At 68.2% G+C, this 26,915-nt stretch carries 30 protein-coding genes and 1 tRNA gene; 14 read left to right on the top strand and 17 right to left on the bottom strand.

Features of this window, described 5'->3' with window-relative positions; genetic code table 11:
• Positions 1–5: 5 nt before the first annotated feature.
• Positions 6–764 carry an SOS response-associated peptidase gene (locus V5F48_RS00975; protein ID WP_394039172.1) on the top strand — a complete coding sequence of 253 codons (759 nt, stop codon included), beginning with the start codon at positions 6–8 and terminating at the stop codon, positions 762–764.
• 39 nt (positions 765–803) lie between these two features.
• Here the strand turns inward: V5F48_RS00975 and V5F48_RS00970 are convergent, their stop codons facing one another.
• Entirely contained in the window at positions 804–1,583 is a 780-nt protein-coding gene (locus tag V5F48_RS00970; protein ID WP_394039170.1) for a DUF1499 domain-containing protein, read from the bottom strand.
• A 31-nt stretch (positions 1,584–1,614) separates the two neighbouring features.
• A complete protein-coding gene (locus V5F48_RS00965) occupies positions 1,615–2,349 on the bottom strand; it encodes an HAD family hydrolase (protein ID WP_394039168.1) in 735 nt (244 codons plus the stop codon).
• Between the two features lie 418 nt (positions 2,350–2,767).
• On the opposite strand from V5F48_RS00965, the gene V5F48_RS00960 reads away from it, so the two are divergent.
• Positions 2,768–3,793, top strand: a complete 1,026-nt coding sequence (locus tag V5F48_RS00960; protein ID WP_394039166.1) for an extensin-like domain-containing protein — start codon at positions 2,768–2,770, stop codon at positions 3,791–3,793.
• Between the two features lie 281 nt (positions 3,794–4,074).
• On the opposite strand, the gene V5F48_RS00955 is transcribed toward V5F48_RS00960, so the two are convergent.
• The gene (locus V5F48_RS00955) at positions 4,075–4,677 is read right to left on the bottom strand and encodes a L,D-transpeptidase (protein WP_394039164.1); all 603 of its coding nucleotides are present in this window, start codon (positions 4,675–4,677) and stop codon (positions 4,075–4,077) included.
• Positions 4,678–4,994: 317 nt separating this feature from the next.
• Between V5F48_RS00955 and V5F48_RS00950 the strand changes: the two genes are divergently transcribed.
• Positions 4,995–5,207, top strand: coding sequence for a hypothetical protein (locus V5F48_RS00950; protein WP_394039162.1), 213 nt, complete (start codon positions 4,995–4,997; stop codon positions 5,205–5,207).
• Between the two features lie 106 nt (positions 5,208–5,313).
• Positions 5,314–6,288, top strand: coding sequence for a magnesium transporter CorA family protein (locus V5F48_RS00945; RefSeq protein WP_394039160.1), 975 nt, complete (start codon positions 5,314–5,316; stop codon positions 6,286–6,288).
• Positions 6,289–6,333: 45 nt separating this feature from the next.
• On the opposite strand, the gene V5F48_RS00940 is transcribed toward V5F48_RS00945, so the two are convergent.
• Entirely contained in the window at positions 6,334–7,083 is a 750-nt protein-coding gene (locus tag V5F48_RS00940) for an SDR family NAD(P)-dependent oxidoreductase (protein WP_394039158.1), read from the bottom strand.
• 117 nt (positions 7,084–7,200) lie between these two features.
• Positions 7,201–7,842: a pyridoxamine 5'-phosphate oxidase gene (gene pdxH / locus V5F48_RS00935; protein ID WP_394039156.1), complete on the bottom strand. Its 642-nt coding sequence runs from the start codon at positions 7,840–7,842 to the stop codon at positions 7,201–7,203.
• 100 nt (positions 7,843–7,942) lie between these two features.
• Between pdxH and V5F48_RS00930 the strand changes: the two genes are divergently transcribed.
• From V5F48_RS00930 to pap, 5 genes are all read left to right on the top strand, one after another.
• Complete coding sequence (locus V5F48_RS00930) at positions 7,943–8,353, top strand: RT0821/Lpp0805 family surface protein (RefSeq protein ID WP_394039154.1); 411 nt, start codon at positions 7,943–7,945, stop codon at positions 8,351–8,353.
• A 180-nt stretch (positions 8,354–8,533) separates the two neighbouring features.
• Entirely contained in the window at positions 8,534–9,487 is a 954-nt protein-coding gene (locus V5F48_RS00925) for a DnaJ C-terminal domain-containing protein (RefSeq protein ID WP_394039152.1), read from the top strand.
• 169 nt (positions 9,488–9,656) lie between these two features.
• On the top strand, positions 9,657–11,150 hold the full coding sequence (locus V5F48_RS00920; protein WP_394039150.1) for a peptidoglycan-binding protein: 1,494 nt from the start codon (positions 9,657–9,659) through the stop codon (positions 11,148–11,150).
• Positions 11,151–11,277: 127 nt separating this feature from the next.
• Positions 11,278–11,730: a MaoC family dehydratase gene (locus tag V5F48_RS00915; RefSeq protein ID WP_282639745.1), complete on the top strand. Its 453-nt coding sequence runs from the start codon at positions 11,278–11,280 to the stop codon at positions 11,728–11,730.
• Positions 11,731–11,772: 42 nt separating this feature from the next.
• Positions 11,773–13,260, top strand: coding sequence for a polyphosphate:AMP phosphotransferase (pap, locus tag V5F48_RS00910; RefSeq protein ID WP_394039147.1), 1,488 nt, complete (start codon positions 11,773–11,775; stop codon positions 13,258–13,260).
• Positions 13,261–13,278: 18 nt separating this feature from the next.
• Here the strand turns inward: pap and V5F48_RS00905 are convergent, their stop codons facing one another.
• The 3 genes from V5F48_RS00905 to V5F48_RS00895 form a co-directional block, all read right to left on the bottom strand.
• Entirely contained in the window at positions 13,279–14,271 is a 993-nt protein-coding gene (locus V5F48_RS00905; protein ID WP_394039145.1) for an MBL fold metallo-hydrolase, read from the bottom strand.
• 104 nt (positions 14,272–14,375) lie between these two features.
• A complete protein-coding gene (locus V5F48_RS00900) occupies positions 14,376–15,092 on the bottom strand; it encodes a hypothetical protein (RefSeq protein WP_394039143.1) in 717 nt (238 codons plus the stop codon).
• Between the two features lie 115 nt (positions 15,093–15,207).
• Positions 15,208–15,282 (bottom strand) — tRNA-Gln (locus tag V5F48_RS00895).
• 367 nt (positions 15,283–15,649) lie between these two features.
• On the opposite strand from V5F48_RS00895, the gene V5F48_RS00890 reads away from it, so the two are divergent.
• Positions 15,650–16,042: a hypothetical protein gene (locus V5F48_RS00890; protein ID WP_394039141.1), complete on the top strand. Its 393-nt coding sequence runs from the start codon at positions 15,650–15,652 to the stop codon at positions 16,040–16,042.
• Between the two features lie 83 nt (positions 16,043–16,125).
• Here the strand turns inward: V5F48_RS00890 and V5F48_RS00885 are convergent, their stop codons facing one another.
• From V5F48_RS00885 to V5F48_RS00875, 3 genes are all read right to left on the bottom strand, one after another.
• Complete coding sequence (locus tag V5F48_RS00885; protein ID WP_394039139.1) at positions 16,126–16,908, bottom strand: enoyl-CoA hydratase-related protein; 783 nt, start codon at positions 16,906–16,908, stop codon at positions 16,126–16,128.
• Positions 16,909–17,423: 515 nt separating this feature from the next.
• Complete coding sequence (locus V5F48_RS00880; RefSeq protein ID WP_394039137.1) at positions 17,424–18,245, bottom strand: TIGR02186 family protein; 822 nt, start codon at positions 18,243–18,245, stop codon at positions 17,424–17,426.
• A gap of 20 nt (positions 18,246–18,265) precedes the next feature.
• Entirely contained in the window at positions 18,266–19,189 is a 924-nt protein-coding gene (locus V5F48_RS00875; RefSeq protein WP_394039135.1) for a sulfite exporter TauE/SafE family protein, read from the bottom strand.
• Positions 19,190–19,469: 280 nt separating this feature from the next.
• Between V5F48_RS00875 and V5F48_RS00870 the strand changes: the two genes are divergently transcribed.
• On the top strand, positions 19,470–20,732 hold the full coding sequence (locus tag V5F48_RS00870) for a sensor domain-containing diguanylate cyclase (protein WP_394039133.1): 1,263 nt from the start codon (positions 19,470–19,472) through the stop codon (positions 20,730–20,732).
• Between the two features lie 41 nt (positions 20,733–20,773).
• Here V5F48_RS00870 and V5F48_RS00865 read toward each other — a convergent pair whose 3' ends face one another.
• Together V5F48_RS00865 and meaB are read right to left on the bottom strand one after the other, a co-directional pair.
• Positions 20,774–21,466, bottom strand: coding sequence for a pyroglutamyl-peptidase I (locus tag V5F48_RS00865; protein WP_394039131.1), 693 nt, complete (start codon positions 21,464–21,466; stop codon positions 20,774–20,776).
• A gap of 9 nt (positions 21,467–21,475) precedes the next feature.
• On the bottom strand, positions 21,476–22,462 hold the full coding sequence (gene meaB, locus V5F48_RS00860; RefSeq protein ID WP_394039129.1) for a methylmalonyl Co-A mutase-associated GTPase MeaB: 987 nt from the start codon (positions 22,460–22,462) through the stop codon (positions 21,476–21,478).
• A gap of 97 nt (positions 22,463–22,559) precedes the next feature.
• Between meaB and V5F48_RS00855 the strand changes: the two genes are divergently transcribed.
• Complete coding sequence (locus tag V5F48_RS00855) at positions 22,560–22,766, top strand: CsbD family protein (protein ID WP_282888695.1); 207 nt, start codon at positions 22,560–22,562, stop codon at positions 22,764–22,766.
• Between the two features lie 57 nt (positions 22,767–22,823).
• On the opposite strand, the gene folK is transcribed toward V5F48_RS00855, so the two are convergent.
• The 4 genes from folK to V5F48_RS00835 all read right to left on the bottom strand — a co-directional run bounded on the left by folK (position 22,824) and on the right by V5F48_RS00835 (position 25,400).
• The gene (gene folK, locus V5F48_RS00850) at positions 22,824–23,315 is read right to left on the bottom strand and encodes a 2-amino-4-hydroxy-6-hydroxymethyldihydropteridine diphosphokinase (protein WP_394039126.1); all 492 of its coding nucleotides are present in this window, start codon (positions 23,313–23,315) and stop codon (positions 22,824–22,826) included.
• Positions 23,312–24,148: a dihydropteroate synthase gene (gene folP, locus V5F48_RS00845; RefSeq protein ID WP_394039124.1), complete on the bottom strand. Its 837-nt coding sequence runs from the start codon at positions 24,146–24,148 to the stop codon at positions 23,312–23,314. Before folP ends, folK begins: the two co-directional genes overlap by 4 nt.
• Positions 24,149–24,293: 145 nt before the next feature.
• Positions 24,294–24,950 (bottom strand): peptide-methionine (S)-S-oxide reductase MsrA, encoded by a 657-nt coding sequence (gene msrA / locus V5F48_RS00840; protein ID WP_394039122.1) that lies wholly within the window; start codon positions 24,948–24,950, stop codon positions 24,294–24,296.
• Between the two features lie 132 nt (positions 24,951–25,082).
• Positions 25,083–25,400 (bottom strand): hypothetical protein, encoded by a 318-nt coding sequence (locus V5F48_RS00835; RefSeq protein ID WP_394039120.1) that lies wholly within the window; start codon positions 25,398–25,400, stop codon positions 25,083–25,085.
• A 345-nt stretch (positions 25,401–25,745) separates the two neighbouring features.
• Between V5F48_RS00835 and V5F48_RS00830 the strand changes: the two genes are divergently transcribed.
• Complete coding sequence (locus V5F48_RS00830; RefSeq protein WP_394039118.1) at positions 25,746–26,255, top strand: GNAT family N-acetyltransferase; 510 nt, start codon at positions 25,746–25,748, stop codon at positions 26,253–26,255.
• 52 nt (positions 26,256–26,307) lie between these two features.
• Entirely contained in the window at positions 26,308–26,850 is a 543-nt protein-coding gene (ppa, locus tag V5F48_RS00825; protein ID WP_394039116.1) for an inorganic diphosphatase, read from the top strand.
• Positions 26,851–26,915 lie beyond the last annotated feature (65 nt).

Genomic DNA, 26,915 nt, shown 5'->3' with positions numbered 1-26,915 from the left:
GCCTGATGTGCGGCCGGTTTGTCCAGCAGATGCCGCCAGCGCGCATCGGCGAGGTGTTCGATGTGGACCCGGCGCTGGCGGCGTTGCCCAATGCGCCGCCGCGCTGGAATGCGGCACCGACGCAGGATCTCATGGTGGTCCGCCGTCATCCGCAGACGGGCGTGCGCCACCTCTCCCTGCTCCGGTGGGGGCTGGTGCCGTCCTTCGCCAAGGACCCGTCGGGTGGCGCCCGGCTCATCAACGCCCGCTCCGAGACCGCGCCCGAAAAGCTTTCTTTCCGCTCTGCGTGGCGCGCCCGGCGCCGCTGCATCGTGCCGGCGGACGGCTTTTACGAGTGGGCGCCGGCGCCCGGGCAGCGACAACCCTTCTTCATCCGCCGCGCCGACGGCCGGCCCATGGCGCTCGCGGGATTGTGGGAGGGCTGGAAGGATCCGGCCACGGGCCAGTGGCTGCGCACCTTCACCATCCTGACCACCTCGGCCGATCCGATGCTCCGCCCCCTCCATGAGCGTATGCCGGTGATTCTGCCCGAATCGGACATCGCCGCCTTCCTGGAGGCGGAGGACCCGCGCGACCTCATGCGCGCCCTTCCGGGCGCGGACCTCGACCTGTGGCCGGTCTCCACCCGCGTCAATGCGGTCCGCAACGACGATCCGGACCTCATGGCACCGCTGCCGGACGAGGCGGCGACCGCCGCCATGGCGCTGCTCGCCGCCAAGCCCGATGGGACCGGTGGGGACTACGGCGCCCCTGAGACCTCCTGAGCCAGACCTCCTGAGCCGGACCTCCTGAGCCGGCTGCCCTCAGCGGTGGCGGCGCTCGGCGGCGAGGTCGGCCATCAAGGCCTCCACGCGCTCGGAATTGGTTCCCAGGTCATGGGTGCCGTAGCGGGAGGCGGAGCGCACGTCCACCCGTGCGCCCTTCGCCGTGGGGCGGATGCGGATGGAGACGTTGGAGCGGAAGCCCATGATGGGTGAAACCGCCACCGCCTCGATCTGCCCGTCGCGCCGCGTGCCGCGGGGCGGAACGGCGTCCAGGATGGTCCAGTGGCGCTTCTGCACCAGGGCGAGCACGGTGTTGAAGGCCTCTTCCGGCGTCGCGGTGAGATCCACGGGCTTGATGCCGGGATAGGCCATGCGCTGCGCCGCCGCATTGTCGATGCCGCCATAGGCCAGGGTGTTGGCGTCACGCGGAAAGGCGAGGGCGAGGGAGCGGAAGCGCGGCGGATCGGCCGCGTCGGTGGTTATGTCGGTAAGGGGCGGCAGCATCATGCCCCGCGCCAGCACGGCGGCGGGGCCGGACAGCACCAGCACCGCGATGCCCACCGCCGCCATGGCCCGGCCGATGCCCAGCCAGCCGGTTTCCCAGGTGATGAAGAACGCGATGGTGCCGAGCACGCCGGCGATCGCGGCAAGGCCGAGCCCGGTGGCGAGGGTCACCAGCGCCGGCTGGAAATCGAGGAAGCCGGTGCGGTACAAAAGCGCCGCCAGCGCCACCACCGGCAGGGAGAACAAGGCGAGCCGGAAGCTCCACTGCGCCAGCGGGGAGAAGCGCTCTTCCGTATAAAGCCTGCGTCTGATCATTCCATCCGTCCGCTCGCGGGCGATGGTCTGGTTAAACAGCGTTTTCCTGCGCTGGGGAAGAGGGCTCCAGGATCAGAATCCGGGGCAGGTCGTCGATGGTGTCCACCACCAGGTCGGCCTCGGGCAAGAGGTCGTCGATGGGGGCAGGACCCGAGCGCACGGCGATGAAACGGGCACCGGCCCCGCGGGCAGCGGCAAGGTCGTGGGCGCTGTCGCCGATCACGGCCATGGTGTGCGGCGCCAGGCCGAAACGGGTGCCGAAGGCCACGACCATGCCCGGCCCGGGCTTGGAGCCGAAGCCGGAATCATAGCCGTGTACCGCCGCCAGCAGCGGCAGGATGCCGAGGGCCTCGGCCTGCCGGCGGGCGCTGTCCTCGGCATCATTGGTAACGATGCCGAGGCTGAAGCCAGCGCTCCTGAGGTGGCTCAGCGTCGCCTGCGGCCGGCCGATGGGGGTGAGGAAGGCAAGGCCCTCGCGGGCGAACAGGTGGTCGATCTCGGCGAGAAAGTCCGCCGTCGCCGGCCGGCCGAGGGCTTGCGCCCACAGCGGCCCATAATGGGCCGATGACCCCGAGACGAGGGGAGAGGTGTGCAGGAAGCGCTCTTCTGCCGGCAGATAGTGGCTTACCGTCTGAAGGCGCGCCAGCGCGGCGGCATCGTCCCCCGCCAGCGCGCGCATGGCCGCGCCGCAGGCCGGGCCCCAGGTGCGGTCGAAATGGACGAGGGTGCCGTCCTTGTCGAAGAGCAGGGCGGAAACATCGCGCATGGGCCTATCCGGACGAGGCGGCCAACGGCGCGCCGGGGAGGAAAAGGGACCGGCCGGGCCGTATCGACCGGGCGGTCCAGCTTCTCTACTATCACGCATCATGCAGTTGCGACGATCTGCGCCGCCCGGCGTCCGCCTTTCCGCCCCGCCGGCCGCCACCGCGTCGGATCCTGCCCGAACCGGCTGGTTGCGGATCGCCCGGTTGAGATCACGATCGGGGCAGATGGGCTCAATTTGCTCGGTCGATCGCCCTCGGGTTTCGACAAGGAGAACGCGTTACCCGATCAGGTGGTGGCGCAGGCTGATCGGCGCCTGCTCCGGGGTATCCTGCCTTCTGGTCGCGTCGATCGGAGTTGCGAGTGGACCGGCCCTCGGGGCGACCGCTCCGCTGCCGCCGAAGAAGCCGCCGGGGCTCGTCGTGGCGGTGCCGGCGCCCACCGCCGTGCGGCGTCCGCCCCTGCGCGCGGCGCCGCTGCCGCCGGCGCGGCCGGCCGAGCTGGATGCCGAGGAGGACGCGCAGCAGCCGGCCCCTGCGCCCCGGCTCGCCGCCCGAACGGTCGGCCCACAGGAGGGCACGGATCTGAGCGCGGATCCAGGCGTGGATCTGGGCATGGACCCGGGACCGCCGGTTGCGCCCGGCACGATCCCGTTGCCGCCCACCCGCCCGGATGCGTCCGCTCCGGCCGGCGAGGGCGCATCCGGTACGGAAGCAGCGCCTGCGGGCGCGGCCCGGGAGATGCCGGCGGCGTGCGCAGCCCTGATCGAGGACGGAACCATGGTCGCGACTTTGGATGCCCCCCTGGGTGCGCATCTGGCGCCCGGAGGCAGCTGTGGTCTCGCGCAGGCGGTGCGCCTGTCCGCCGTGCGCCTCCCGGATGGCCGCCTCGTCGCCTTCAAGCCGGCCGCCGTGATCCGCTGCGAGGTGGCCGCCGCGGTCGCCGGCTGGCTGCGGGAGGATCTGGCCCCGGCCATTGCCGCGCTGGGATCGCAGGTGACGGCCGTCACGGTGGCGGCGTCCTATGACTGCCGCCCGCGCAATCGCGTGTCCGGCGCGCGCATGAGCGAGCACGGCCTTGGCAATGCCCTGGACGTGGGCGGCTTCGAACTCGCCGACGCCCGTGTCGTGAAGGTGGAGAAAGGTGGTCTGCCGCCGCGCCTGCGCGCGGCCATGAAGGACAGCGCCTGCCGTCGCTTCACCACCGTGCTCGGCCCCGGATCGGACGGCTATCACGAGGACCATATCCATGTGGACCTCGCCCAGCGCCGGATGGGCTTCCGGCTGTGCCGCTGGAACCTCGATGCGGGCACGGTGGTGGCCAGGAAGGACAAGCCGAAGCCGAAGGACACCGCGCCCGCCCCGGCTCCTGCCAGCGGTTCCGCACCGGGCGATCCGGCGACGGATGCCGAACCCGACGGAGCCGGCGGGAAAGCGGACGGGAAATGAGCCCAACGGCGCAGGAGGTTGGCCCATGGGCCGTTGGGACAGCTCGCGCGGCGCGTGCGCGGACCCCGCTTCGCATAGGGCCAAGACGAGAGGCGGGGCCAAGACGAGAGGCGGGGCCAAGACGAGAGGCGGGGCCAAGAAAAAGTCGGGGCCAAGAAAAAGTCGGGGCCAGTACGAGAGGCGGCAACAAGAGGCGTCTGGTTTGGGAGTGCAGAAATGCAAAGGGGCGCGGATGAACCGCGCCCCTTGTCAAACCATGACTTTAACCGGTCAGGCGGCGATCAGAGCACCACCACTTCCGAGCCCGTGGGCACGCGGTTGTAGAGGTCGATCACGTCCTCGTTCAGCATGCGGATGCAGCCGGAGGAGATGGCCTGCCCGATATATTCGGGCTGGTTGGTGCCGTGGATGCGGAACAGCGTGTCCTGGTTGCCCTGGTACAGGTACAGGGCGCGCGCACCCATGGGATTGTGCGGGCCGGGACCAACATAGGACGGAAGCCCGGCGATGCGCTGGTGAATTTCCGGCGTGGGGGTCCAGCTCGGCCATTCCGCCTTGCGGCCCACTTTCGCCTGGCCGCGGAACGCGAGGCTTTCCTCACCCACGGTCACACCGTATCGGATCGCCTTACCACCGCCTTCAACATAGTAAAGGAACTTGTTCGGCGTATCGATGACTATGGTGCCCGGCTTCTTGGTCGTCGGATACTCGACCACATGCCGGGCGAAATCGCCGCTCGGCTTCACATTGGGATAAGGCTTGTTCGCGAGAAGCTGCCTGTCCCGCGCCGTCATCGCCGCTTCAGGTGCCGGTGCGTAAGTTCCCGACACGCAGCCGCTGAGCATCAAACCCGCCAGCAGTGCTCCGACCAGCCGCCAATTCATGTTCGCCTCGTTCTACTCTGCCTTGCCGCGCAAGGAGGAATCGATCCCGCTCTGATTGAATTAACCCAATGTCCGCCATGCTTGAAGAGTTCTGCGCGCACCCGCGCCCGCTTATGCGAAAGCGTTGCAGAAATGCCGCACAGCCTGCCGTTTCGTCACCGCCCTTTGGAGTTTCTCAAGGAATTGGGCGCGTACTCCTCGTATGACCTCGGAGAAGTCGCATCGGTTGCACAGTTTTGACGCAGTCGAACGCCATTTCTCAAAGGGTCACGCGAAGGTGCCGCAACGTCAAAAGTCGCACCGTACAGGAGTAGGACATGTCTACCGGACAGCCGTCGCAGGGGCTCAGCACCCGGGTGGAATCGGATCTGAAGCGTATGGCGCAGAACCAGCAGTGGCGGGAAATCGGGATTTCGGCCGTTGCCGCGGCCGCCCATCAGGCGAGCGAGAAGCGCATCGCCGAGGTCAAGGCCGCTGGTGAGCCGAACCGCGTGGTCACCCTCAAGGACATCGACTTTCTCGCAGCTTGAGGGCGCGTGATCGCCGCGGGGGCCGGCGCGGGGGCCGGGCCACGGCGGCATTTCCTTCGGTGTCCCGCCGGGGCTACAACAGCCGGGCAATCCGGGGACTTGCCGCATGCTCAACGCCTATGTGTTCAGCGATGGGGGCCTGAAGGGCTTCCCCGTCGCCGAAGGGCCGATACCGGCCGAGACGGTCTGGCTCGACCTGATCTCGCCGACTGAAGCCGACGATATTCTGGCCGAAGCCTTCGCCGGCATTTCCGTGCCCACGCGCGAAGAGATGGGCGAGATCGAGCAGTCGAGCCGCCTCTATATAGAAGGTGATGCGCGATACATGACGGCCTCGCTCCTGTGCGGGGCCGACACGCCGACGCCGGTCATGCTGGAGGTCAGCTTCATCGTGACCAAGGGCCGCCTGATTACGGTGCGCTACGGCGAGCCCCGCGCCTTTCCCTCGGTGGCCGGGCGCCTGGCCAAGTCCTGCCCCTCTGCCGTTACCGGCGAGATCATCCTCATCGACCTGCTCGAAGCAATCGTGGACCGCGCCGCCGACGTGCTGGAGCAGATCGGCGCCGACGTGGAACGCATCTCCAAGCGCATCTTCGAGCGCGACCAGAGCCGGGAAAACGCCAACCAGCGCTATCGCGCCATCCTGTCCCATGTGGGCCGCAAGGAGGGCCTGGTCTCCTACGCCCGGGAGAGTCTGGCCTCGCTGCAGCGGCTTTTGTCCTTCCTCGGCACGGAGACCGAAGGGGTCGTGGTGAGCAAGGATGCCAGGGCGTCGGTCAAGTCCATGAGCCGGGATGTGGCGGGCCTCTCGGACTATGCGGCCTTCATGGGCGACAAGCTGCAGTTCCTGCTCGATGCCACCATCGGCCTCGTCAGTCTTGAGCAGAACAACATCATCAAGATTTTCGCCGTGCTCTCGGTGGTGCTGATGCCGCCGACGCTGATCGCGTCCATCTACGGCATGAATTTCGAGCACATGCCGGAACTGGCATCGCGCTACGGCTATCCCGTGGCGCTCGTCGCCATGGTGATCTCGGGCATCCTGCCCTACGTCTTCTTCAAGTGGCGCCGCTGGCTGTGAGACCAGGCCCGCGCAGCGCTTTAGGGTCAAGCCGGCGCGCCGGCCTCACACATGCTGGCCGCCGTTGATGTGGATCTCCGCCCCGTTGAGGTAGGACGAGGTATCGGTGCACAGCACGTAGATGATCTTGGCCACCTCGTCCGGCGTGCCGAGCCGCTGCATGGGGATCTGCTCGACGATTTTGTCGGTACCCGGCGAGAGAATGGCGGTGTCGATCTCCCCCGGCGCGATGGAGTTGACGCGGATGCCGCGCCGCCCGAAGTCGGAGGCCATCTCCCGCGTCAGCGAGGCCAGCGCCGCTTTGGAGGTGGCATAGGCCGCTCCCGCGAAGGGATGCACCCGCGAGCCGGCGATGGAGGTGACGTTCACCACCGAGCCCTGCGCCTTCTCCAGCTGTGCCGATAGCCCCCGCGCCAGCATGATGGGGGCGAAGAAATTCACCTGGAACACGTCCACCCAGGTTTCAAGGTCGGTGTCCAGGGTGCCGAGCCTTGAGCCGCCCTCGCCCTTGGGGGAGATGGCGGCATTGTTGACGAGGGCGTCGAGCCGGCCGTCCGGCAGGCGGCGCTGCACCTCGGCGATGGCGTCCTTGGTGCTGGCGGGGCTGGAAAGGTCCACCTGGATGTGGTCCTCCGGCCCGGCGCCCCACGGGCATTTTTCCGGAAACGCGTGGCGCGAGCAGGAGATGACGCGCCAGCCGGCGGCGGAAAAGCGCTTCACCGTGGCATGGCCGATGCCGCGCGAGGCCCCGGTGAGGAGCATGATGCGGGGCGTGGCTTCGGGTTCGGCGGTCATGACAAGGGTCCCGGGCCGGCGTTCAGGGCTGAAGCATGTCGGCCCGACATGCAGCACCCTCGCGCCGCAACGTCAAGGAAAGGGTGCCGGGGACAGGGTGCCAAGGACAGGGATGCCTCAGGGGAACAGCCGCGTCCTGGACCAGTCCGCGCCTTCCCCCTCGCGGCGGAACACCACCCGGTCGTGCAGCCGGAACGGGCGATCGTGCCAGAATTCGAGGGCCACCGGCAGCACGCGGAAGCCGGTCCAGTGCGGCGGGCGCGGCACGGTGCCGAGGGCGTATCTCGCGGTTGCAGATGCCACCGCCGCCTCCAGTGCGAAGCGGCCCTCCAGCGGACGCGACTGGCTCGAGGCCCAGGCGCCGATCTGCGACAGGCGGGGGCGGGTGGCGAAATAGGCGTCGGCCTCCTCCGCGCTCACCTGTTCCACCGGCCCGCGCACCCGCACCTGCCGGCGCAGGGATTTCCAGTGGAAAACCAGGGCGGCCTTGGGGGTTTGCGCCAGCTCGCGGCCCTTGGCGCTCTCGGTGTTGGTGAAGAAGACGAAGCCGCGGGCGTCGAGCCCCTTCAGCAGCACCATGCGGGCGTCCGGCAGGCCGTCGGGATCCACCGTGGCGAGCGTCATGGCGTTGGGATCGTTGGGCTCGCTCTTCTCGGCCTCGGCGAGCCATGCGGCAAACAGCCGGAACGGTTCGGAGACCTCCGTAAAATCACCGGATGTTAAGGGGTTGTGGGCTTCCATGCCGGTGCTCGAAGTCATGTGGGAGCCCCTTGTGCCTCGCCTCTCGCGTGCCGTCCCCATGGCCGGCTGCCGTTCCTTATATAGAAGCGCGATCCGTCGGCGCGAAGCGCTCTGTCGCATGGCGGCCGCGGGGCTCGTCGCCGCGGGCCTCGGCGGCTGCTCGACCGTCAACGTGTCGCCGGATGATGCCATCGTCACCGGCTCCATCCGGGCGACGCCGGCCTCCCTCCCGGTGCCGGACGGCCACGCCCCCACCGGGGTTTCGGCCAGCGACTGGGTTCAGGCCAAGATCGCCCTCGACCAGGCGCTCGCCGCGCGCCAGAAGGACGTTTCCATCCCGTGGGACAATCCGGAGACCGGCTCCCGCGGCACGGCGACGCCGGTCGGGCCGGCCCGCGCCGGCGGCTGCCGCGACTTCATGATCTCGCTGGTGGACGGCAAGGCCACCGACCGCTGGATCCAGGGCGAGGTCTGCAAGGCCCGCGGCGGCACGGTCCTGTCGCAGGTCCGGGTGCTCGGGCAGGCCTGAGGCAAGGCTTAGGTGCGAAAAAAGCGCCGGTCGGCAGCGCGGGCGTTGCATTTTTTACGCCGCGAACCACATCCTAGGGTGCGGCTGGCCGCTTAGAGCGCGATCCGGGCAGATTGACTCATTTGCTCGGTGAATCGCCCTCTAGGCTTAGGGAAAGCCGGCCGGCGAGGTGATTGACCCATGCGTGATCCTTACGACGTCCTCGGCGTCTCCAAGACTGCCGACGAGGCCGAGATCAAGCGCGCCTATCGCAAGCTTGCGAAGAAGCTGCATCCCGATGCCAATGCGTCCGACCCCAAGGCCCAGGACCGTTTTGCGGAACTGAATACAGCGCACGAAATCCTTGAGGACAAGGAGAAGCGCGCCCAGTACGACCGCGGCGAGATCGACGCCGAGGGCAAGCCGAAAGCCCCCGAGTTCACCGGATTTCGCGGCGGCGGACAGCGGCGCGGTCCCGGCGGCTTTTCCGGCTACGACGGCGACACGATTTTCGAAAGCTTCTCCTTCGGCCCCGAGGGCGCGCGACGCTCCTCCGCGCGTGGCGGCGGCGGTGGCTTTGAAGACATGGGCGACATTTTCGGCTTCGGCCGCCAGCGCCGCTCCGCCGGCGGCGGCTTTGCGCCCCAGCCCGGCGCGGATATGGAGATCACCCTTCCGGTCTCCTTCGAGGAGGCGACGGAGGGGGCATCCAAGCGCGTCGGCCTGCCCAACGGCAAGCAGATCGACATCAAGATCGCCGTCGGCACCCGCGAGGGGCACCGCATGCGCCTGAAGGGGCAGGGCGAGCCGAGCGCCATGGGCGGACCGCCGGGGGATGCCTACGTCACCATCTCCTACGCGCCCCATCCGATCTTCGAGCGCGACGGCGACGACCTGCGCCAGAATCTGGACGTGGACCTCGCCGATGCGGTGCTGGGGGCCAAGGTGCGGGTGCCCACCCTCAAGGGGGCGGTGGAGCTTGCCATTCCCGCCTGGACCTCCGGCGGGCGCACCTTCCGCCTGCGCGGCAAGGGCCTGCCCGCGGCAAGCGGCGGTCACGGCGACCTTCTGGTGCGGACCAACCTCGTCCTGCCCAAGGCGAAGGACGAGGAACTGGAAGCGCTCATGAAGAAGCAGCGCGAACAGGCGGACTGATCGCCACGGCCGGGATATCGGCCGTCGATCCTGCCGGCGCGGGGCCCGAACCACTTCCTTTGGGCATTCGGCCGAGCACTCGCGCCCTACTGCGTTTAGGGGATGTCCGGCCAGCGCGGGCGGGCGCATCATCCATGGGTTGCAACCTGGGCTCTTCAGGAGGCGATCCATGGCAAAGCCCATCTTGGACGAGCAGCTCGCCGCCGAATATGCCGGCCTGTTCGCGTCCCTCGTCATCCGGCCCGAGCGCCGCGACGAGGTCCAGCGTGTCGCCGACCGCGTCCTGCGCCCCGCCAACCGCAAGCAGTATGAGACGGTGGAGGCAGCGACCTCCGTGCCCTGGTTTGTGGTGGCGATCATCCACAACCTGGAGGCCGACATGGCCTTCTCGGCGCACCTGCACAATGGCGATCCGCTGACGGCGCGCACGGTCCATGTGCCGGCCGGGCGGCCGGAGAAGGCCCCCGCCGGCGGCGGCGCCTACAGCTGGGTCGAAAGCGCCATCGATGCCCTGGCTTACGACGGGCTCGACCGATGGACGAAGTGGACCGTCCCCGGCATCGCCTATGCGCTGGAGCGCTACAACGGCTTCGGTTATCGCACCCGCTTTCCGTTCGTCAAAAGCCCCTATCTCTGGGGCTTCAGCAACGTCTATACGCGCGGCAAGTTCATCCGCGACGGCCTGTTCTCCCCCGATGCGGTGAGCCAGCAGTGCGGCGGCATGACCCTGCTGTCCGCCCTCGCGGACGAGGCGGCGGTGGCCGAGCGCCTCGGCTTCCAGGCGCCGCCCGAAAGCGATGACGTGGCCAAGCCCACGCCATTTCTTCCCGCCGACGGCAGCGTGCTGGAGTTTCCGGACAATCCTCCCCGCTTCCCCGGCAAGTACCTGATGGAGAAGGCCGGCGACAAGGTCTCCGTCGGCCGCCTGCAGAAGCGCCTCGCCGAGATGGGGGCCTCGCCGGGAGCGCCCACCGGCGTCTTCGATACCCCCACGAAATACGCGGTCCAGCTCTTTCAGGCGCGCTCCGTGGACCTCGACGGCGCGCCGCTGGAGATCGACGGCATCGTCGGCCCCATGACCTGGGGCGCGCTGTTTGGTCCCCTGTCCATCGAGAGCGAATGGGTGAAGCCGCGCATCGCCATCAAGAAGGCGGAGCGCACCCTGGCCACGGCGGTCCTCGATGTGGCGGCGGACCAGATCGGCGTCAGGGAAGTTCCGCCCAACAGCAATTGCGGGCGGCAGGTGGAGGCCTTCCTCGGCAGCGTCGGCCTTGGCCGGGGTAATCCCTGGTGCATGTCGTTCGTCTACTGGTGCTTCGCGCAGGCGGCGGCGGACCTGGGCGTCGCCAACCGGGTGCCGCGCAGCGGCCATGTGCGCACCGCCTGGAAGGAAACGTGCGCCCGCACCTCCGGCGTGCGCGTGGTGACGGCGCGGGAGGCGCAGGTGGATCCCTCGCTGGTGACGCCGGGGATGGTCTTTTTCCTCGGCCTGTCCGGCAGCACCGGCCATGCCGGCATCGTCGCCGACAACATCAACGGCAAGCTGGTGACCATCGAGGGCAACACCAATCAGGATGGGGTGCGCGACGGCGGCGGCGTCTTCCGCCGCGTCGGCCGCAAGGTGACCGACCCGGTGGTGCTCGGCTTTGCCGCCTTCGGCTGAGGGCGGTGTCCACGCTCTGACCGTGCGGAAGGAGAAGGCGCGATCCACCTCACCCTTTTGGGCGACTTTTCACGGGCGCCGGGGGGCTCTAAAGTCCGCGCCCGAAAAAGGACAAGGAAGCGCGCCCATGTTTCTCGAGTTGCAGAACCTCTATTTCGAAGACCTCACCCTTGGCCGCATCGAGCGCATGTCCAAGACGGTGTCGTCCTCGGACATCGTCGGTTTCGCCGAGCTGACGGGCGACCGCAACCCCATCCACCTCTCCCAGCATTTCGCCGCGAAGACCCCCTTCGGCGGCCGCATCGCTCACGGCCTCTATACCGCGAGCCTGATTTCCGCGGTGCTCGGCACCCGCCTGCCGGGGCCTGGCGCCATCTACATTTCCCAGACCCTCAACTTCCGCGCCCCGGTGCGCATCGACGACACCGTGGACGTGGAGGTGAAGGTGGTGGAGCTGATCCCCGAGCGGTATCGCGCGCGGCTGTCGTGCGTTTGCAGCGTGAAGGGCGAGGTGGTGCTCGACGGCGAGGCGCTGGTGAAGGTGCCGTCCTCCGGGGTGCAGAAGGTTGCGTCCGCCTGAGGTGTCGGCCACGCTGCCCTTCCAGCGTTTAGGGAGGGCGGCATGTTCGAATCGGCCACGTTTGAGCATCGGCTGGACAAGGCCGCCTTCAAGGCGCTGGAGCCCAGCCTGCGCGAAGACCTGCTCAACGCCCAGTTCGCGCTCATCGAGGCGAAGCGGCGCAGCCTGATCGTGCTCATCCACGGTCCCGACGGTGCCGGCAAGGGCGCCGTCCTGAACCGGCTCTACAGCTGGCTCGACGTGCGCAAGGTGCAGACGCTCACCTTCGAGACGCCCTGCGCCGAGGAAGACCGGCCGCCCATGTGGAAATACTGGCGCGAGCTGCCGGCGTTCGGCCAGATCGGCGTCATGCTCGGCTCCTGGTACCACGCGCCGCTGTGCAAGCGGGCGCTCGGCACCATGGGGCGGGCCGATTTCATGGCCGCCCTCGACGAGATCGAGCGTTTCGAGAGCATGCTCCACGCCGAGGGCGTGAGCGTCCTGAAAATCTGGCTCTATCTCGACGCCGAGGAAGCGCGGAACCGGCTCAAGGCTCTCACCAAGGGCGATTACCAGCGCCCCGTGGTGCGTGAATGGGCCGAGATCGAGGGCGCCGACGCCCGCAAGCGGCTGCATCGGGCGTCCGAGGACGCGGCCCGCGCCACCTCCACGGACATCGCCCCCTGGCATGTGGTGCCGGCCGCGGACGGGGAATATTGCGACGCCATGGTGGGCAGCCTGCTGCTGGAGAAGCTGCGCGCCATGGCATCGGAGCCGGAACCCGCGCCGCTGCCCCTGCCGCCCAACCCCATGCATGTGCCGGGGCTGCTGCCGCCTTTCTCCATCCTCTCCACCCTCGACATGTCGCGCAGCCTGCCGGAGGCGGAGTATGACCGCGAACTGGCGCAGGCCCAGAGCCGCATCACCCGCCTCACCAACGGGCCGGCCTTCGCCCGTTCGGGGCTGGTGATCGCGTTCGAGGGCTCGGACGCGGCCGGCAAGAGTTCCACCATCATGCGTCTGCGCCGGGCGCTGGACCCCAGGCGCTTCCGGGTCCATCCCATCGCCGCGCCCACCGACGAGGAGCGGGCACGGCCCTATCTGTGGCGCTTCTGGCGGCATATTCCCGCCCACGGGCGTACCGCGATCTTCGACCGGTCCTGGTACGGGCGCGTGCTGGTGGAGCGGGTCGAGGGCCTGTGCGGTCCCGACGACTGGGGCCGGGCCTATGGGGAGATCAACGATTTCGAGGCCCAGCTCACCCGCGCCGGCTATGTGGTGGTGAAGTTCTGGCTCGCCATCAGCCAGGATGAACAGGCCCGCCGCTTCGAGGAGCGCGAGACCATCGCCTACAAGCGCTTCAAGCTGACCCCCGAAGATTGGCGCAACCGCGAGAAATGGCCGCTCTACGAGGCGGCGGTGACCGAAATGGTGGACCGCACCGCCACCCGCGAGGCGCCGTGGACGCTGGTGGAGGCGGAGGACAAGCACTTCGCCCGCGTGAAGGTGCTGAAAACCATCGCCGACCGGCTGGAGGCGGCGCTGGCCTGAAGCGCGTCGGCTGGCGCTTCAGGCGGGTGTTCGCCACACCTCGCCGGGATGGAACGGCAGGAAGCGCTCCTGCGCGATGCCGGTCGCGTGCAGCGCCGCGGCGAGGGCGTGCTTCGGCGCGTCCTGCGCCTCGTCGGTGAGGCGGAAGGTGCCCCAGTGGATGCCGAGGCCCTGTTCCGCGCCGGTGTCCTCCAGGATGCGCACGGCCTCGTGGGGATTGGTGTGCTGGGGCGCCATGAACCAGCGCGGCTCGTAGGCGCCGATGGGGATGAAGGCGAGGCGCGGCGGCCCGAAGGCGTGGCGTACCGCGCGGAAGATCTCGCCCGTGCCATAGCCCGTATCGCCGGCGAAATAGATCACGCCCGAAGGCGTTGCCAGCACGAACCCGCCCCACAGGGCGAAGCGGCGATCCTTGAGGCCGCGCGCCGACCAGTGGTTGGCGGGGTGGATGACCGCGTCCACGTCCGCGCTCAACGCGAAGCGATCCCCCCAGTCGCCGGTGGCCACCGGCAGGTCCGGCAGCTTGCGGCGGATGACGACCTCGTTACCGAGGGGCGCCACCATGCGCGGGCGGTGCGTCCGCCAGAGCCGGCCGAGGGTGGGCAGGTCGAGATGGTCGTAGTGGTTGTGGCTGAGCAGGATGGCATGGATCCGCGGCAGCGCCTCGAACGCGATGCCCGGCGGGTTGAACCGCTTCGGCCCGAGGAAGGGCAGGGGGCTGGCGCGCTCCGACCACACCGGATCGGTGAGGATGTTGAGGCCCGCCACCTGAATCAGCACGCTCGCATGCCCCACCATGCTCACCCGGATGCCGGACGTGACCTCTGCCGGCGGCGTGTCGGTGGCCGTGGGCAGGGCCGGCACGGCCGGCCACGCGCCGCGGTCCGTGCGCATCTTGCGCCAGCGCATGAGGTCGCGCGCGGTCTTGTCGGTGGAGGGGTGATCCGGGTTGAAGAAGCGCGTCCCGTCGAAATGGTCCGAGGGCGTGCCGTTATGGTAGGGGCGGGGCATTGGGGGGTTATACCAGCGTGCGTCGGCAAGGTCCTGCGCCGTCCGCCGCCGTTCCTGCTGCCGGGTCCGCAGATGGCTTGGGTGCCGAGAGCTTCGGGGAAATTTTACTTCGAGACGTCGATCGAAAGCCCACCGACTTCGATGAGCTGAAGTGGGATATCGGCGGACGGTTCGTTGCATGCCAAAAAAGTGAGGTTTTTTGATACCTCCCGACTATTCAGGTCCTGGTCCGCCGACAAAAGCCGGAAAAAGCCCGTTCCTTTCCCTGACAAATCGTCGATGGCACTCGGGTCGAAGGGAGCCTCCCAAACCGCCATAGCGATGGCGTGCCCGTCTGCCAAGTGCCACTGTCCGATGGGAACTTTGCCCACCTGCTTGAAGGCGGATTCAACAGCCACCGGGGAGACTCGAGACAGGAAAAATCCCACGAAGGCCGCTCCGTCGGCGGTGCTTGCCTGGAGTACGACGTACGGCTTCTTGGCGGTCGAAACGGGTGCGGAAGAGTGGAGGTGCTGGACCGGGAAGCAGATGGAGGCAATCTGCCTAATCTCGTTCGGGCCCGTAACTGGTCTTGGCCACGCCACTAAGCTGCGTGGTCCTGAAACCCGTATGGGCTTGTCGGGCAGCTCATGAAACTCCCGCGTGAAGCCGAATCGATATCCGCCCTCGGGATGGAGGCTAACCTTCAAAAATCCACTGATGCTCCGCCCCGCGACGTAGACCGTGCCCTCATGGCCCCAAGCGACCCATGCAGTTGAGTAGCGACCATGCGGCCCCTCAATCGCAAAGCGCACCTTGTCCTGCGAGGCTGTGCGCGCCATCGAGCACCTTATTCACACGGGTTAGTACCTTGATGCGCCTCAGATCTAAGAGTGAGCGACAATCGGCTGTGTCTAGGATGCCGATGCGTCATCGATAGATATGACTATGTCGCATTGGCTGGGGCGCCTGGATTCGAACCAGGGGATGGGGGAATCAAAATCCCCTGCCTTACCACTTGGCTACGCCCCAACACGGCGGCGGACCATATAGCCGCGCCATGCGCTTCTGTCCAACGCCCTTGCCGCGGATCGGTCCCAGGTGGTGTCTCAGTTTGAAGTTCTGCTGCTTCGAGAGGGCAGGGAGAGGGCAGGGAGGGGGCAACAGGTGGCTTTCCTTGGCGCCGTCGGTGCCGATGCGCAGTCCCGCCCCCTCCCCAGCCCTCCCCCGCAAGCGGGAGAGGGGGCCGACGGCGCTTCTTTTTCAAACGGAGACACGACCCCGCCCCGATGCCGCTGTTCCGCCGCGCTCGGCGTGCTACATCCTTGAGGTGAAGCCGATTCCGATTTCACGTCGAACAGACTGCGCGTCCCGGCGCAGCACCTCTGGAGGCCGCGCAATGTCCTTGCGCATCGCGTTCTTCTGCATTGCCCACTTCTGCGTTGCCCTTGCCGCAACGCTGCCAACGGCATTTGCCGCCCTCGCCCAGGCCACCGCAACGCCGCCGACCCAGACCGCCCCGGCCGCAAAGCCGGCGACGGCCGCGCCCACGACTGCGGCGCCCACGGCCACGAAGCCGGCTGGCCCCAACACGGCTGCCCCCAACACGGCTGCCCCAAAGCCCGCAGCCCCCAAGGCGACCACCCCCGCCCAGACCGCCGTGCACCAGCGCCAGACAACCTGTGGGGCGGAGTGGCGCGCCGCGAAGGAGGCCGGGAAGGTGCCCGCCGGCCAGAAATGGCCCCAGTTCTGGAGTGCCTGCAACAAGCGCCTGAAAGCCCAAGGAAAATAGCGCCCAAGGAAAATAGCGCCCGGGGCAAACAGCCGGAAGGATTGCGGCAAAGGACGCCTGACGCCCGTTGCCTGCCGCCGTCCTCAGCTGCCGGAGAAGCGGGGCGCGCGTTTCTCGGCGAAGGCGAGGCGGCCTTCGCGGTAATCCGCGCTGGCATTTGCGGCGGCGGTGGCGCGGCGGGCCTCGCCCAGCAGCGCCTGCGCCCCCGTCTCGGCGGCGCGGATGGCGAGCTTGGCGGCCTTCAATGTCAGCGGCGCATTTTCCGCGATGCGGTGGAGCGTCCGTTCGGCGGCGGCTTCCGCCTCGGCGGCGGGAACGAGCACGTCCACGGCGCCGATGGCATGGGCGCGGGCCGCCGTCAGCCGCTCGGCGGTGAAGAACAGGTGCCGCGCGCCCTGGCTGCCGAACACCCGTAGCGCCCGCGCCATGCCGCGCGGATCGTATCCAAGGCCCAGGCGGGCGGCGGGAATGGCGAAAAAGGCGTCGTCCGCCGCGATCCGCATGTCGCAGCTCGCCGCCAGCGCCGCGCCGGCGCCCACGCACGCGCCCTTGATCAGCGCGATGGTGGGACAGGCGAGGCTCTCGATGGCGGAGCAGGCCTGCTCCACCAGGTCGTCATAGCTCTGTGCGCCGGATGCATCGGAGCGGGCGGTGTCGAAATCGGAGATGTCGGCGCCACCGGAAAAGGCGAGGTCGCCCTCGCCGCGCAGCACGGCAACGCGGATATCGCTGCGATGGGCGGCGTCCTGCGCGAACGCGATGAGGCCCCGCCACATGGTGCTGGAAATGGCGTTGCGCCGCTCCGGATTGGTCAGCACAAGGCGGGCGATGCCGCCCTCGACGGAAATGGCGATGCTGCCAGCCACGCGTCCCTCCCCCAGGCTCATTCGAAGCCGCATTGCTCGAAGCCGGCTTGACCTGCCCCCGACAGAGGCTCGGCCGGCCCTGTCCTGTCGTGTCTAAGCGGAACGGCACCCGGAGGGAAGTTGCCCTTTGCCTCGATCCGTCGGCACCGAGGCCGACTTTCGGCGCAGACGATCCGTAAGGCCGAGCCGACAGCGCGGGTGGATCGAACCGGGGAGGAGGCGGGGTTCCGGGGCGGCGCATGAAGCGCCACCCCGTCCCCTACGGGCGCCGGTCAGGGCTTGGCACCCGAAGCTTGATGGTCCGAAGTCACATCGGGCCAGCCCGGTCCTGCCCATCAGGTGGAGGTAGCTCATTCGTGATGTGACGCTCACTCTTGTGTGACCGCGGAAAAAAGCAGTTTCAAGAAAAAAGTGAGACGACGGGCAACAAAGCATCACGTCGGTAACCGCGTCCGCACATCTCGCTAAATGAATGGTTGTAGCGCCCGGCGCGCTCCCGCGCTCCTGAGCGATCTTCAGTCCCGGCGGAACAGCAGGTTGCCCATAAAGCCCACCGCGAGACTGCCCAATGCAACCACGAGACCGTACAACCAACCGTCCCTTAGGGAAAATTCTGCGATCTTTTGCTCAAACCCCGTTTTGTTCACATCGAAGCTGGCCAGTGCCGTGGCCACAATGGAACCGTTCCGGAAAACCTTGACCGCCACGCTATAGCGTCCGAGGGGCGCGGTTCCCGGAATGCCGACCTCCGCGCGAAACACGCGTGGCGCAAGGAATACGACGCCGCGGGGATCTTCGCGATAGACGTCCTGGGCGGCCTGGATGCGCAGGAAGGCGGTGCGGAACGGGTCGCTCGGCACCACATCGGCGAAGTCGGGTCCGACGCGCTGGACGAGGATGTTGTAATTGAGGCCGATCTGCTCCACCCGCAGGGTTTCCGGGCTGGCCATCTGGTCGGTGGGGCGGCTGGAGAGAACGGCGAGGAACGCCGGTGCCTCCACGAAGGTGCGGCTGTCCGAATTGACCCACAGGCCGAGCACGCGGGACTTGCGCCAGGTGGTGAAGCGTTCGCCAGGGCCGCGCACGGTCACCACCACGTCGATGGGGCCGTCATCGCCATCCTGGGCCTCGGCCACGCCGAAGACCACCAGGTCTGCGCCGGTGAAGCTCGACGTGATCCGAACCTGGGGTTGCGAGACGGACACCACCAGCCCGCCCGCCCGCGCCGGCATCGCCGCAAGCGCGATCAGGAGGACGAGAAGCGCTGCGCCGATCCCCAGCGCCCTGACGGCTGCGCCACTCCGTTCCTTCACGGCTGCGCCCACCCCTTCCTTCACGGCTGCGCCACTCCGTTCCTTCACGGCTGCGCCTCCTGGGTAACGGCAAAAGTATCGGCGGGCCGGCTGACGAGATCGACGGCGACGCGCACCGCCACCGACAGCACCAGAATGCCGAGCAGGAAGCGCAGGTGCTCCGCCTTCAAGGTCTGCCCGGTGCGCGCGCCGAACTGGGCGCCCATGGTGCCGCCGACCATCAGCACGAAGGCGAGCACCGCATCCACGGTGCCGTTGGCCTCGGCGTGGAGCACGGTCGCCGCCGCCATGGTGACCAGCGTGAGCACCAGCGAGGTGCCGACTGAAGTCTGGGTCGGCACCCGCAGCAGATAGATGAGCGCGGGAACCAGGATGAAGCCACCGCCCACGCCGAGCACCGCGCCCAGCAGCCCGATGACGAAGCCGATGCCGATCACCGGCAGCGCCGAGACATAGATGCGCGAGCGGCGGAAGCGCATCTTCAGCGGCAGCCGCATGAACCAGGCCCGGGTGCCGGGGCGGCGCACCGTGGGCGGCAGGCCGCGCCGCATCCGCGCCATGGCCTTCAGGCTCTCCACCAGCATGAGCGAGCCGATGGCGCCGAGCAGCAGCGTGTAGGACATGCGGATGGCAAGGTCCACCTGGCCGATCTTCCGCAGCCACAGGAACAGGAGCACGCCGGCCACCGTCCCGGCGAGGCCCCCGGTCAGCAGCACGCCGGCGAGGGTCAGGTCCATCATGCCCTTGCGCCAGTAGGACAGCGCGCCGGAGAACGAGGACGCTGCCATGTAGGGCGACACGCTCGCCACCGCCACCGCCGGAGGCACGCCGGTGAAGATGAGGAGCGGCGTCATCAGGAAGCCGCCGCCGACGCCGAACATGCCGGAGATGAACCCCACCGCCAGCCCCATTGCGAAGACGGTGAAGATGGCGATCGGAAGCTCGGCAATGGGCAGGTAGATGGTCACGGCGAAACTTTCGCTGGCGCGCGGCGTCCCTGCCTATACGGCTGGAGTTTGCCGGAAGAAAGCTGAAGCGGCCCCGCCCGGCGAATGTACAGCCAAACGGCGAGTTGCACGCGCATGCCACCCGAGTACGTTGGCGCGAGCGGCTTTACCGTGGGTCCGAGCGTGTCCTTCGGGCGTGTCCTTTCGAGCGTGTCCTTCGAACGTGTCCTTCGAACGTGTCCTGGGATGGTGAGGCGACGAACAGGCGGGTTGGGTGCCAAATCTCAAAACGTACGATTTCATGGGCGGTCTGCTCGATTCCATCGACATCGCATTGTGCCTGTTCGATGCGGACGATCGCACATTGGTGTGGAACGACAGCTTCCTGCGGTTTTTCCCCGAGCATGCCGGCCATGTGCATCGCGGCGAGCCCTACCGGGAAAATCTGCGCCGTTTCTATGATAGCCGGCTCGACGGGGAGGAGCGCCGGCACCTCGATCGCTATGTGGAGGAGGGCATTGCCCGCCACAGGGCGCAGTCGCGTCCCTTCGTCTTCACCCACCTGGGCCGCCACCTGCGCGTCGCCTCCCTGCCGACGCCGGAGGGCATGCGCCTGCGCATCTGGCAGCACCTGCGCGAGGAGCAGCAGGAGCTGCCACCCGGCAGCTGGGATGTCTTTCCCATCGACCTGCTCAACCATATCGCCGATGGCGCTATGGTGCTCGACCAGAACGACCGCATCATCGCCACCAATGACGAGTTCCGCATTCTTTACGATGTGCCCGAGGGTCACTCGATCATCGGCGCCACGCTCCAGAATGTGGTGCGGGATGCCTGGGCCAAGGTCGATCAACCGGAACGCTGGTCCGATGGGTTCGTGCAGGACAGCCTCAATTTCGCCGGCGCGCCGTTCGAGGTCTTGCTGCCGGGCGGGCGCTGGCGCCGCGTCATCGCCCGGCGCACGGCCTCCGGCATCGGCTATTTCACCCACTCCGACATCACCGAGCTGAAGCGCCAGCAAGCTGCGCTGGAACGGGCCCTGGCCGAATTGTCCGCCATCGCCGCCACCGATGTGCTCACCGGCCTCGCCAACCGGCGCGGGTTCGAAAAGGCGATCGGTGCCGCCTGGCAGGCCTGCGGCGTGGCAGGCACGCCGGTGGCGGTCATCATCATCGACCTCGACCATTTCAAGGCCATCAACGACCGGTTCGGCCATGCCGCCGGCGACGATTGTTTGCGGCGCATCGCTGCCGCCGTGCGCAGCTCCGTGACCCGTCCCGACGACCTCGCCGCCCGGCACGGTGGAGAAGAATTCGCCATCCTCCTGCCCAATGCCACGGCGGAGGAGGCGCTTGCCATCGGCCAGGGCATCCGCCGGTCGGTGCGCATGGAGCCGTGGGCTCAGGTGCATCCCGATCTCAACCGGCTCACGGTGAGCATGGGCATTTGCGCGGTGAAGTCGGTGTGCGGGGTGGATATCGCCTCGGCCATGCGGCAGGCCGACGAGGCCCTGTATCGGGCCAAGAAGCGCGGACGCGACCGGATCGAAATTCAGCGGGCCTGAACCTGGCTCGCATACGGGGCCGCTTGCTCGACGGCACTGGGTCAAGCTGGCGCCGTGTCCGGGCGAGGCTCCCTCGCCGAGGGGGGAAGACCGGGGCCGCAGGCATTGCGCCGCCGCGCTTGCGCGACGAGCGCGACAAGCAGGCCGGACAGCGCCCGGGCGAGACCCGTGCGGGAGGCGCCGCGCGGGACGCCCGAGCGTCCGGGCAGGTGAACGAAGAGCACGGGCGGTGCCACGTCTTTTCCCCGCGCCTGCCCGTGGGCCGCGCCGAGCGCGTGGAAATAGGCGGCGTTGCACAGATAACGGCCGGCGTCGCGAGAAGCCGAGGTGGTGATGCCCGCCCGCCGCAGGCTCGCCACCCACGCCCGCGCCGGGGCGGTGGAGGCAAGGGCCTCCAGCCCTTGGGAGAGGATGCGTCGCCCCGGCGGATGCCGTCCCGCCGCATCCGGGAAATCGCGGACCGCATTCACCGCCCGGGTTTCGAGGCAAACCTGCCGGCGCCGGGCGGCGACGCCAAGCAGCAGCACGGCGTCAAACCGGTGCCGCTTCAACAGCGCGTCGAGGCGGGGCAGCACATCCCAGCGCGTGGGCAGGATCTCCAGCGTGATCTCCACATCGGACACGGCCGGGCGCCTCAACCGCAAAAGGTCGATGGCGGCGCGCTGCGAGGGGTTCAGCGGCACGCCCGGGAACGGCCCGAATGCCGTCACCAGAATGCGGAGCGGGCGCGCCATGGTGCGCGCTCACAACCCGATGAGGCCGGCAATCTCCGCCGCCGCCAGCGCCGGGGCCAGCGTTCCGGCAGCCACCTCCTGCTCCAGCGCGGGCAGGCGGGCCTTCACCGCCGGGTCGTGGGTGACCCGCTCGGCGAGGCGCTCGTTGAGCAGGGTCCACATCCAGCGCACCTGTTGGGCCCGGCGGGTGGCGGCGAAGGTGCCCGCCGCCTCGCACTTGCTCCGATGCAGTTGCACCTGCTCCCAGACCTCGGGGATGCCGGCCCCGGTGAGCGCCGAATAGGTCAGCACCGGCGGCGACCAGTGGGGCAGGCGGGCGCCGAGCAGATGCAGGGCCGTGCGATATTCGCTGGCCGCGGCACGGGCGCGGGTGATGTTGTCGCCATCCGCCTTGTTTACGGCCACGATGTCGGCCAGCTCCAGCACGCCTTTCTTGATGCCCTGCAATTCGTCGCCGGCGCCCGGCAGCATCAGCACGAGGAAGGTGTCGGTGAGATCGGCCACCGCGGTCTCGGACTGGCCCACACCCACGGTTTCCACCAGCACCACGTCGAAGCCGGCGGCCTCGCACAGCAGCATGGTTTCCCGCGTCTTGGCCGCGATGCCACCGAGGGTGCCGCTGGAGGGGGAGGGGCGGATGAAGGCGTTGCGATCCACCGCAAGGCGCGACATGCGGGTCTTGTCGCCCAGGATGGAGCCGCCGGTGCGGGTGGAGGAGGGGTCCACCGCCAGCACCGCCACTCTGTGGCCCTGCTGGGTCAGGTAGGTTCCGAGCGCGTCGATGGTGGTGGACTTGCCCACCCCCGGCACGCCGGTGATGCCCACCCGGAAGGCGCCGCCGGTGCGCGGCAGCAGGGATTGCAAAAGCACCTGCGCCCGCCGGCGATGGTCGGTGCGGCGGGATTCCACGAGGGTGATGGCCCGCGCCAGCGCCGCCCGCTCACCTTTGGCGACGCCCTGCGCAAGCTTTTCGTCGTCCTCGTGCCGTGCCGTCATATTTGGTTCCCCCGTTCCGAAGCAGTTTTAATCCGGAACCTGTGTGTCAGCGTGAACGTTCTTCCAGCATAATTCCACTCCAATGGAGGACGAACGCATGAACTGGGATCGCATTGAAGGCAACTGGAAGCAGATGACCGGCAATCTCAAGGCGCAGTGGGGCAAGCTCACCGACGACGACATGGCCGAAATCAACGGCAATCGCGAAATTCTCGAAGGCAAGCTGCAGGAGCGCTACGGCTATGCCAAGGATGAGGTGAAGCGCCAGGTGGATACCTGGTCCACCAACATCCGGACCATGTGATCGCGAACCTTTCCAAACCGCCCCGCGCCACCCGGCGCGGGGTTTTTCCGTGCGTTTTCAGTCGGCTACGACCTTTACGATGCCGCTCTGGTCGAGCGGGGCCAGCGCATCGGCCGCGCGCACGCCTGCGACCATGATCTCAGGGGCGATCTCGGTCAGCGGCACCAAAGCGAAGGCCCGCTCCAGCAGGCGCGGATGGGGGATGTCCAGGTCCGGCTCGGCGATCATTTCATCCGCGAACAACAGGATGTCGATGTCGATGCGCCGGGGACCGAAGCGCACCTCGTGGGGCCGGTCGCGGCCCAGCATCCGCTCCACCAGCAGAGCCAGGAACAGCAGGCTGCGGGGCGACACCGGGCTTTGAATTTCAACCACCTGGTTGAGATACGGCCCCTGCGGGATCGGCCCCCACGGCGGCGTCTCATAAAGCGAGGAGCGGGCGCCGATGGTGAGCCCGGCACGCGCCAGCACACCCAGCGCCAGCCCCATGGTGGCGGCCCGGTCGCCCACGTTGGAGCCCAGGCACAGATAGGCGGTGCGGCGGCTCACGAGGCGTCCCGGATGGCCTCGGCGACGCGCGCCGCCTGCACATGGGCGGCCACGTCGTGCACCCGGATGATCTCCACCCCGGCCATGATGGCGATGACGTTGGAGGCGATCGTGCCTGGCAGGCGCTCCGCCGGCACGGTCTCGATCACCTTTCCAATCAATGACTTGCGCGATGCGCCGAGCAGGATAGGCAGGCCCAGCACGCGCAGTTCGCCGAGGCGGCGGATGGCGGACAGGTTCTGCGGGAAGGTCTTGCCGAAGCCGATGCCGGGATCGAGCACGAGGCGCTCGCGCTTCACGCCGGCCCGGTCGGCCGTATCGAGAGCTTTCTCGAAGAAGTCCAGCATATCGGCGACGATGTCGAGGGTTTCATCGACTTCGGTTCGGTTGTGCATCACCACGGCGGCGGCGTCGTGGTCCGCCACCACCTTCGCCATGTCCGGGTCGCGCGAAAACCCCCACACGTCGTTGACGATCACCGCCCCCGCCTCCAGCGCCCGCCGGGCGACGGAGGCCTTGTAGGTGTCCACGGAGATGGGCACGCCGGTTTCGGCGGCGAGCGGGGCGATGACCGGGGCGATGCGCGCCCATTCGTCCTCCGCCTCCACCGGGGTATGGCCCGGACGCGTCGATTCGCCGCCCACGTCCAGCAGGTCCGCGCCCTCGGTCACCAGCCGCCGGGCATTGGCGAGGGCGGTGTCCGGGGCAGCGCTGGCGCCGCCGTCGGAAAAGGAATCGGGCGTCACGTTCAGGATGCCCATGACGAGGGTGCGCGGGCCGAGCGCGAGGGCGCGGCCACGGGCGAGAAGGGTGCGGGAGGGAGCAGCGGGCAAGGACGGGCGAGCCTGGGCACGACAAGGGGATGGGTCCCCAATGAACCGCGCGGCGCCCGCCTTTGCAACAGGGGGCCGAAACGAAGACGGGCGCAGCCTGTGCCGCGCCCGTTGGACCGAGATGAGACCCGCTCCGGGCCGAAGGCTACTGCGCCGCCACCCCGGTGCCGATGGGGCAGGAGACGCCGGTTCCGCCGAGGCCGCAATAGCCGTCGGGATTCTTGGCCAGATACTGCTGGTGGTAGCCTTCCGCGAAATAGAACGGGCCGAGCTCGGCGATCTGCGTGGTGATGGGGCCGAAGCCCTTGGCCTTCAGCGCCGGCTCGTAGGCGGCCTTGGCCGCTTCCGCCGCCACCCGCTGGGCCGGGTCGGTCACATAGAGGCCGGAGCGGTACTGCGTGCCTACGTCGTTGCCCTGGCGCATGCCCTGGGTGGGGTCGTGGGATTCGAAGAACAGCCGCACCAGCTCGTCATAGGTCACGGCCTTGGGATCATAGACCACCAGCACCGCCTCGGTGTGCCCGGTGCGGCCGGAGCACACTTCCTCGTAGGTGGGGTTCTCGGTGTGGCCGGCCACATAGCCCACCGCGGTCACCCACACGCCGGGTGTCTGCCAGAACTTGCGCTCGGCGCCCCAGAAGCAGCCGAGGGCGAACACGGCGGTCTCGAACCCGGCGGGGTAGGGGCCCTTGAGGGCGTGGCCGTTGACGTGATGCGTCTCGGCGGTGGGGACGGGGGTGCCGCGGCCGGGCAGGGCATCGGCCTTGGTGGGCAGGTCGAGGGATTTCTTCAGCCAGAACATGGCGGGCTCCTCGGGGCGTCGCGCCGGGCATCGGACCCGTCGCGCGCGAATGGGGCTTGAAGGAAAGCACCGGCGGCAAGCCGGGCCTGAGCCCCAATATGGGACCTCCCTGCCGTTTCCGCGAGGGGCGCTTTACCGTGAAACCTCGAAGCGCGAGCGCTCGCGCACCCGGCCGAGGCCGAGCAGGATCAGCCCCGCCACCACCAGCAGCAGGAAGGCCGGCAGGGACAAGAGCGGCAGGATGGCGGAGTTCCAGACCAGCGGCAGGCCGGTGCGGCCCGACCGTTCCGCCTGCTCCAGCGTGCCGGGCGAGAGGGCGAACCAGGCATCGCCGGTGGAGGTGAACACCAGCGCGGAGGCCGCAATCGAGCGCGTGCCGTCGACGATGAGGGCGACAAAGCCGCCGGCCACGAGCCAGAATCCGATGAAGCGGAACAGGAAGCGGATCATGGGTGGGCGCCTTGCTCCCTTGCGTCTGCGGGCAGCGCGCAGCGCGCCCGGCCTTTCCCATTTAGGCGGGATCGGGCGGGATTGCACGCCCCTCGGTGGGGGCGGACGGTTTCCGCCATGCCCCGCCCGCCGGTGTCCTGCCCCGGTGCTCGAGCCCCCACCCCACCCCTCCCCCGCAAGCGGGAGAGGGAGCCGCGGCGGCTTGGGGGAGGGGGCGGTCTAGATGGGAGGGGGCCTCGGCGACCAAGCCCGCCCCGCCGCCCCCATGCCCGGACCGCCGGGCGATCCCGCCCCTGCGCGCCATTGCCCCTTGAAGCTGGGCGCGGGGAATGCTTCCATCACGTCATGAGCACGGGCCTCATAGAAATCCGCAGGTCCAAGCCGGCCGACGCCAAGGCGATCGCGGCGGTGCACGACGCGGCTTGGCGCACGGCCTACCGTGGCCTCATCCCCGGCGTCGAGCTTGAACGCATGGTGGAGCGGCGCGGCCCGCGCTGGTGGGACGCCGCGATCCGGCGCGGTAGCCGGCTCTCCGTGCTGCTGGTGGGCGACGACCTCGCCGGCTATGTGAATTACGGTGGCAACCGCGCCAAGAGCCTGCCCTACGGCGGCGAGATCTATGAAATCTACCTACAACCTTTGTATCAGGGCCTCGGTTTCGGCCAGCGCCTGTTTTCGGCGGCCCGCCGGGACCTAAGTCTTGCGCGGCTCGATGGTTTGGTGGTGTGGGCGCTCGCCGAAAACGAGAATGCGGTGGGCTTCTATCGGGCCTTAGGGGGGCAACCGGTCGCATCCTCGACGGAGCAGTTCGGCTCGAAAACGCTGGACAAGATCGCCTTCGCTTGGCAGCGGTAACCTCCGCACGGGCAACCGCCCGCGTGGACCGTAGCTATCCAGCGAGTGTATCATGCGCATCGATGCGATCCCGATCGGCAAGAACCCGCCCCACGATGTCAATGTCGTGATCGAGGTGCCCATCGGCGGCGAGCCTATCAAATACGAACTCGACAAGGCTGCCGGCACGCTCTTCGTCGATCGCTTCCTTTATACCGCCATGCGGTATCCTGGAAACTATGGTTTCATTCCGCACACCTTGTCCGGTGATGGCGATCCCTGCGACGTTCTGGTGGCGAATACCCGCGCCATCATCGCCGGCGCCGTGATCAGCGTGCGCCCCGTGGGCGTCCTGCTGATGGAGGACGAGGCCGGCGTCGATGAGAAGATCATCGCCGTTCCCTCCTCCAAGCTCACCAAGCGCTACGACAAGGTCACCAACCATTCCGACCTGCCGGACATCACGCTCAAGCAGATCGAGCACTTCTTCGAGCACTACAAGGACCTGGAGCCCAACAAGTGGGTGAAGATCCTGCGCTGGGGCGATGCCGCCGAAGCGCACAAGCTCATCCTCGAAGGCATCGAGCGGGCCAAGGCCGAAGGCAAGGAAGGCTGATTCCAACGGCCGGTGAGCCTGTCTCATTGGACGTTGGAACAAGCCCGCGCGGCGCCGGTCAAAGA

The sequence above is a fragment of the Xanthobacter autotrophicus ATCC 700552 genome, from assembly GCF_043194565.1.
Taxonomy (GTDB): Bacteria; Pseudomonadota; Alphaproteobacteria; order Rhizobiales; family Xanthobacteraceae; genus Xanthobacter; species Xanthobacter autotrophicus_F.
The sequence above is the reverse complement of the archived record's forward strand: the minus strand, read 5'-3'. Positions and strand labels throughout refer to the sequence as shown.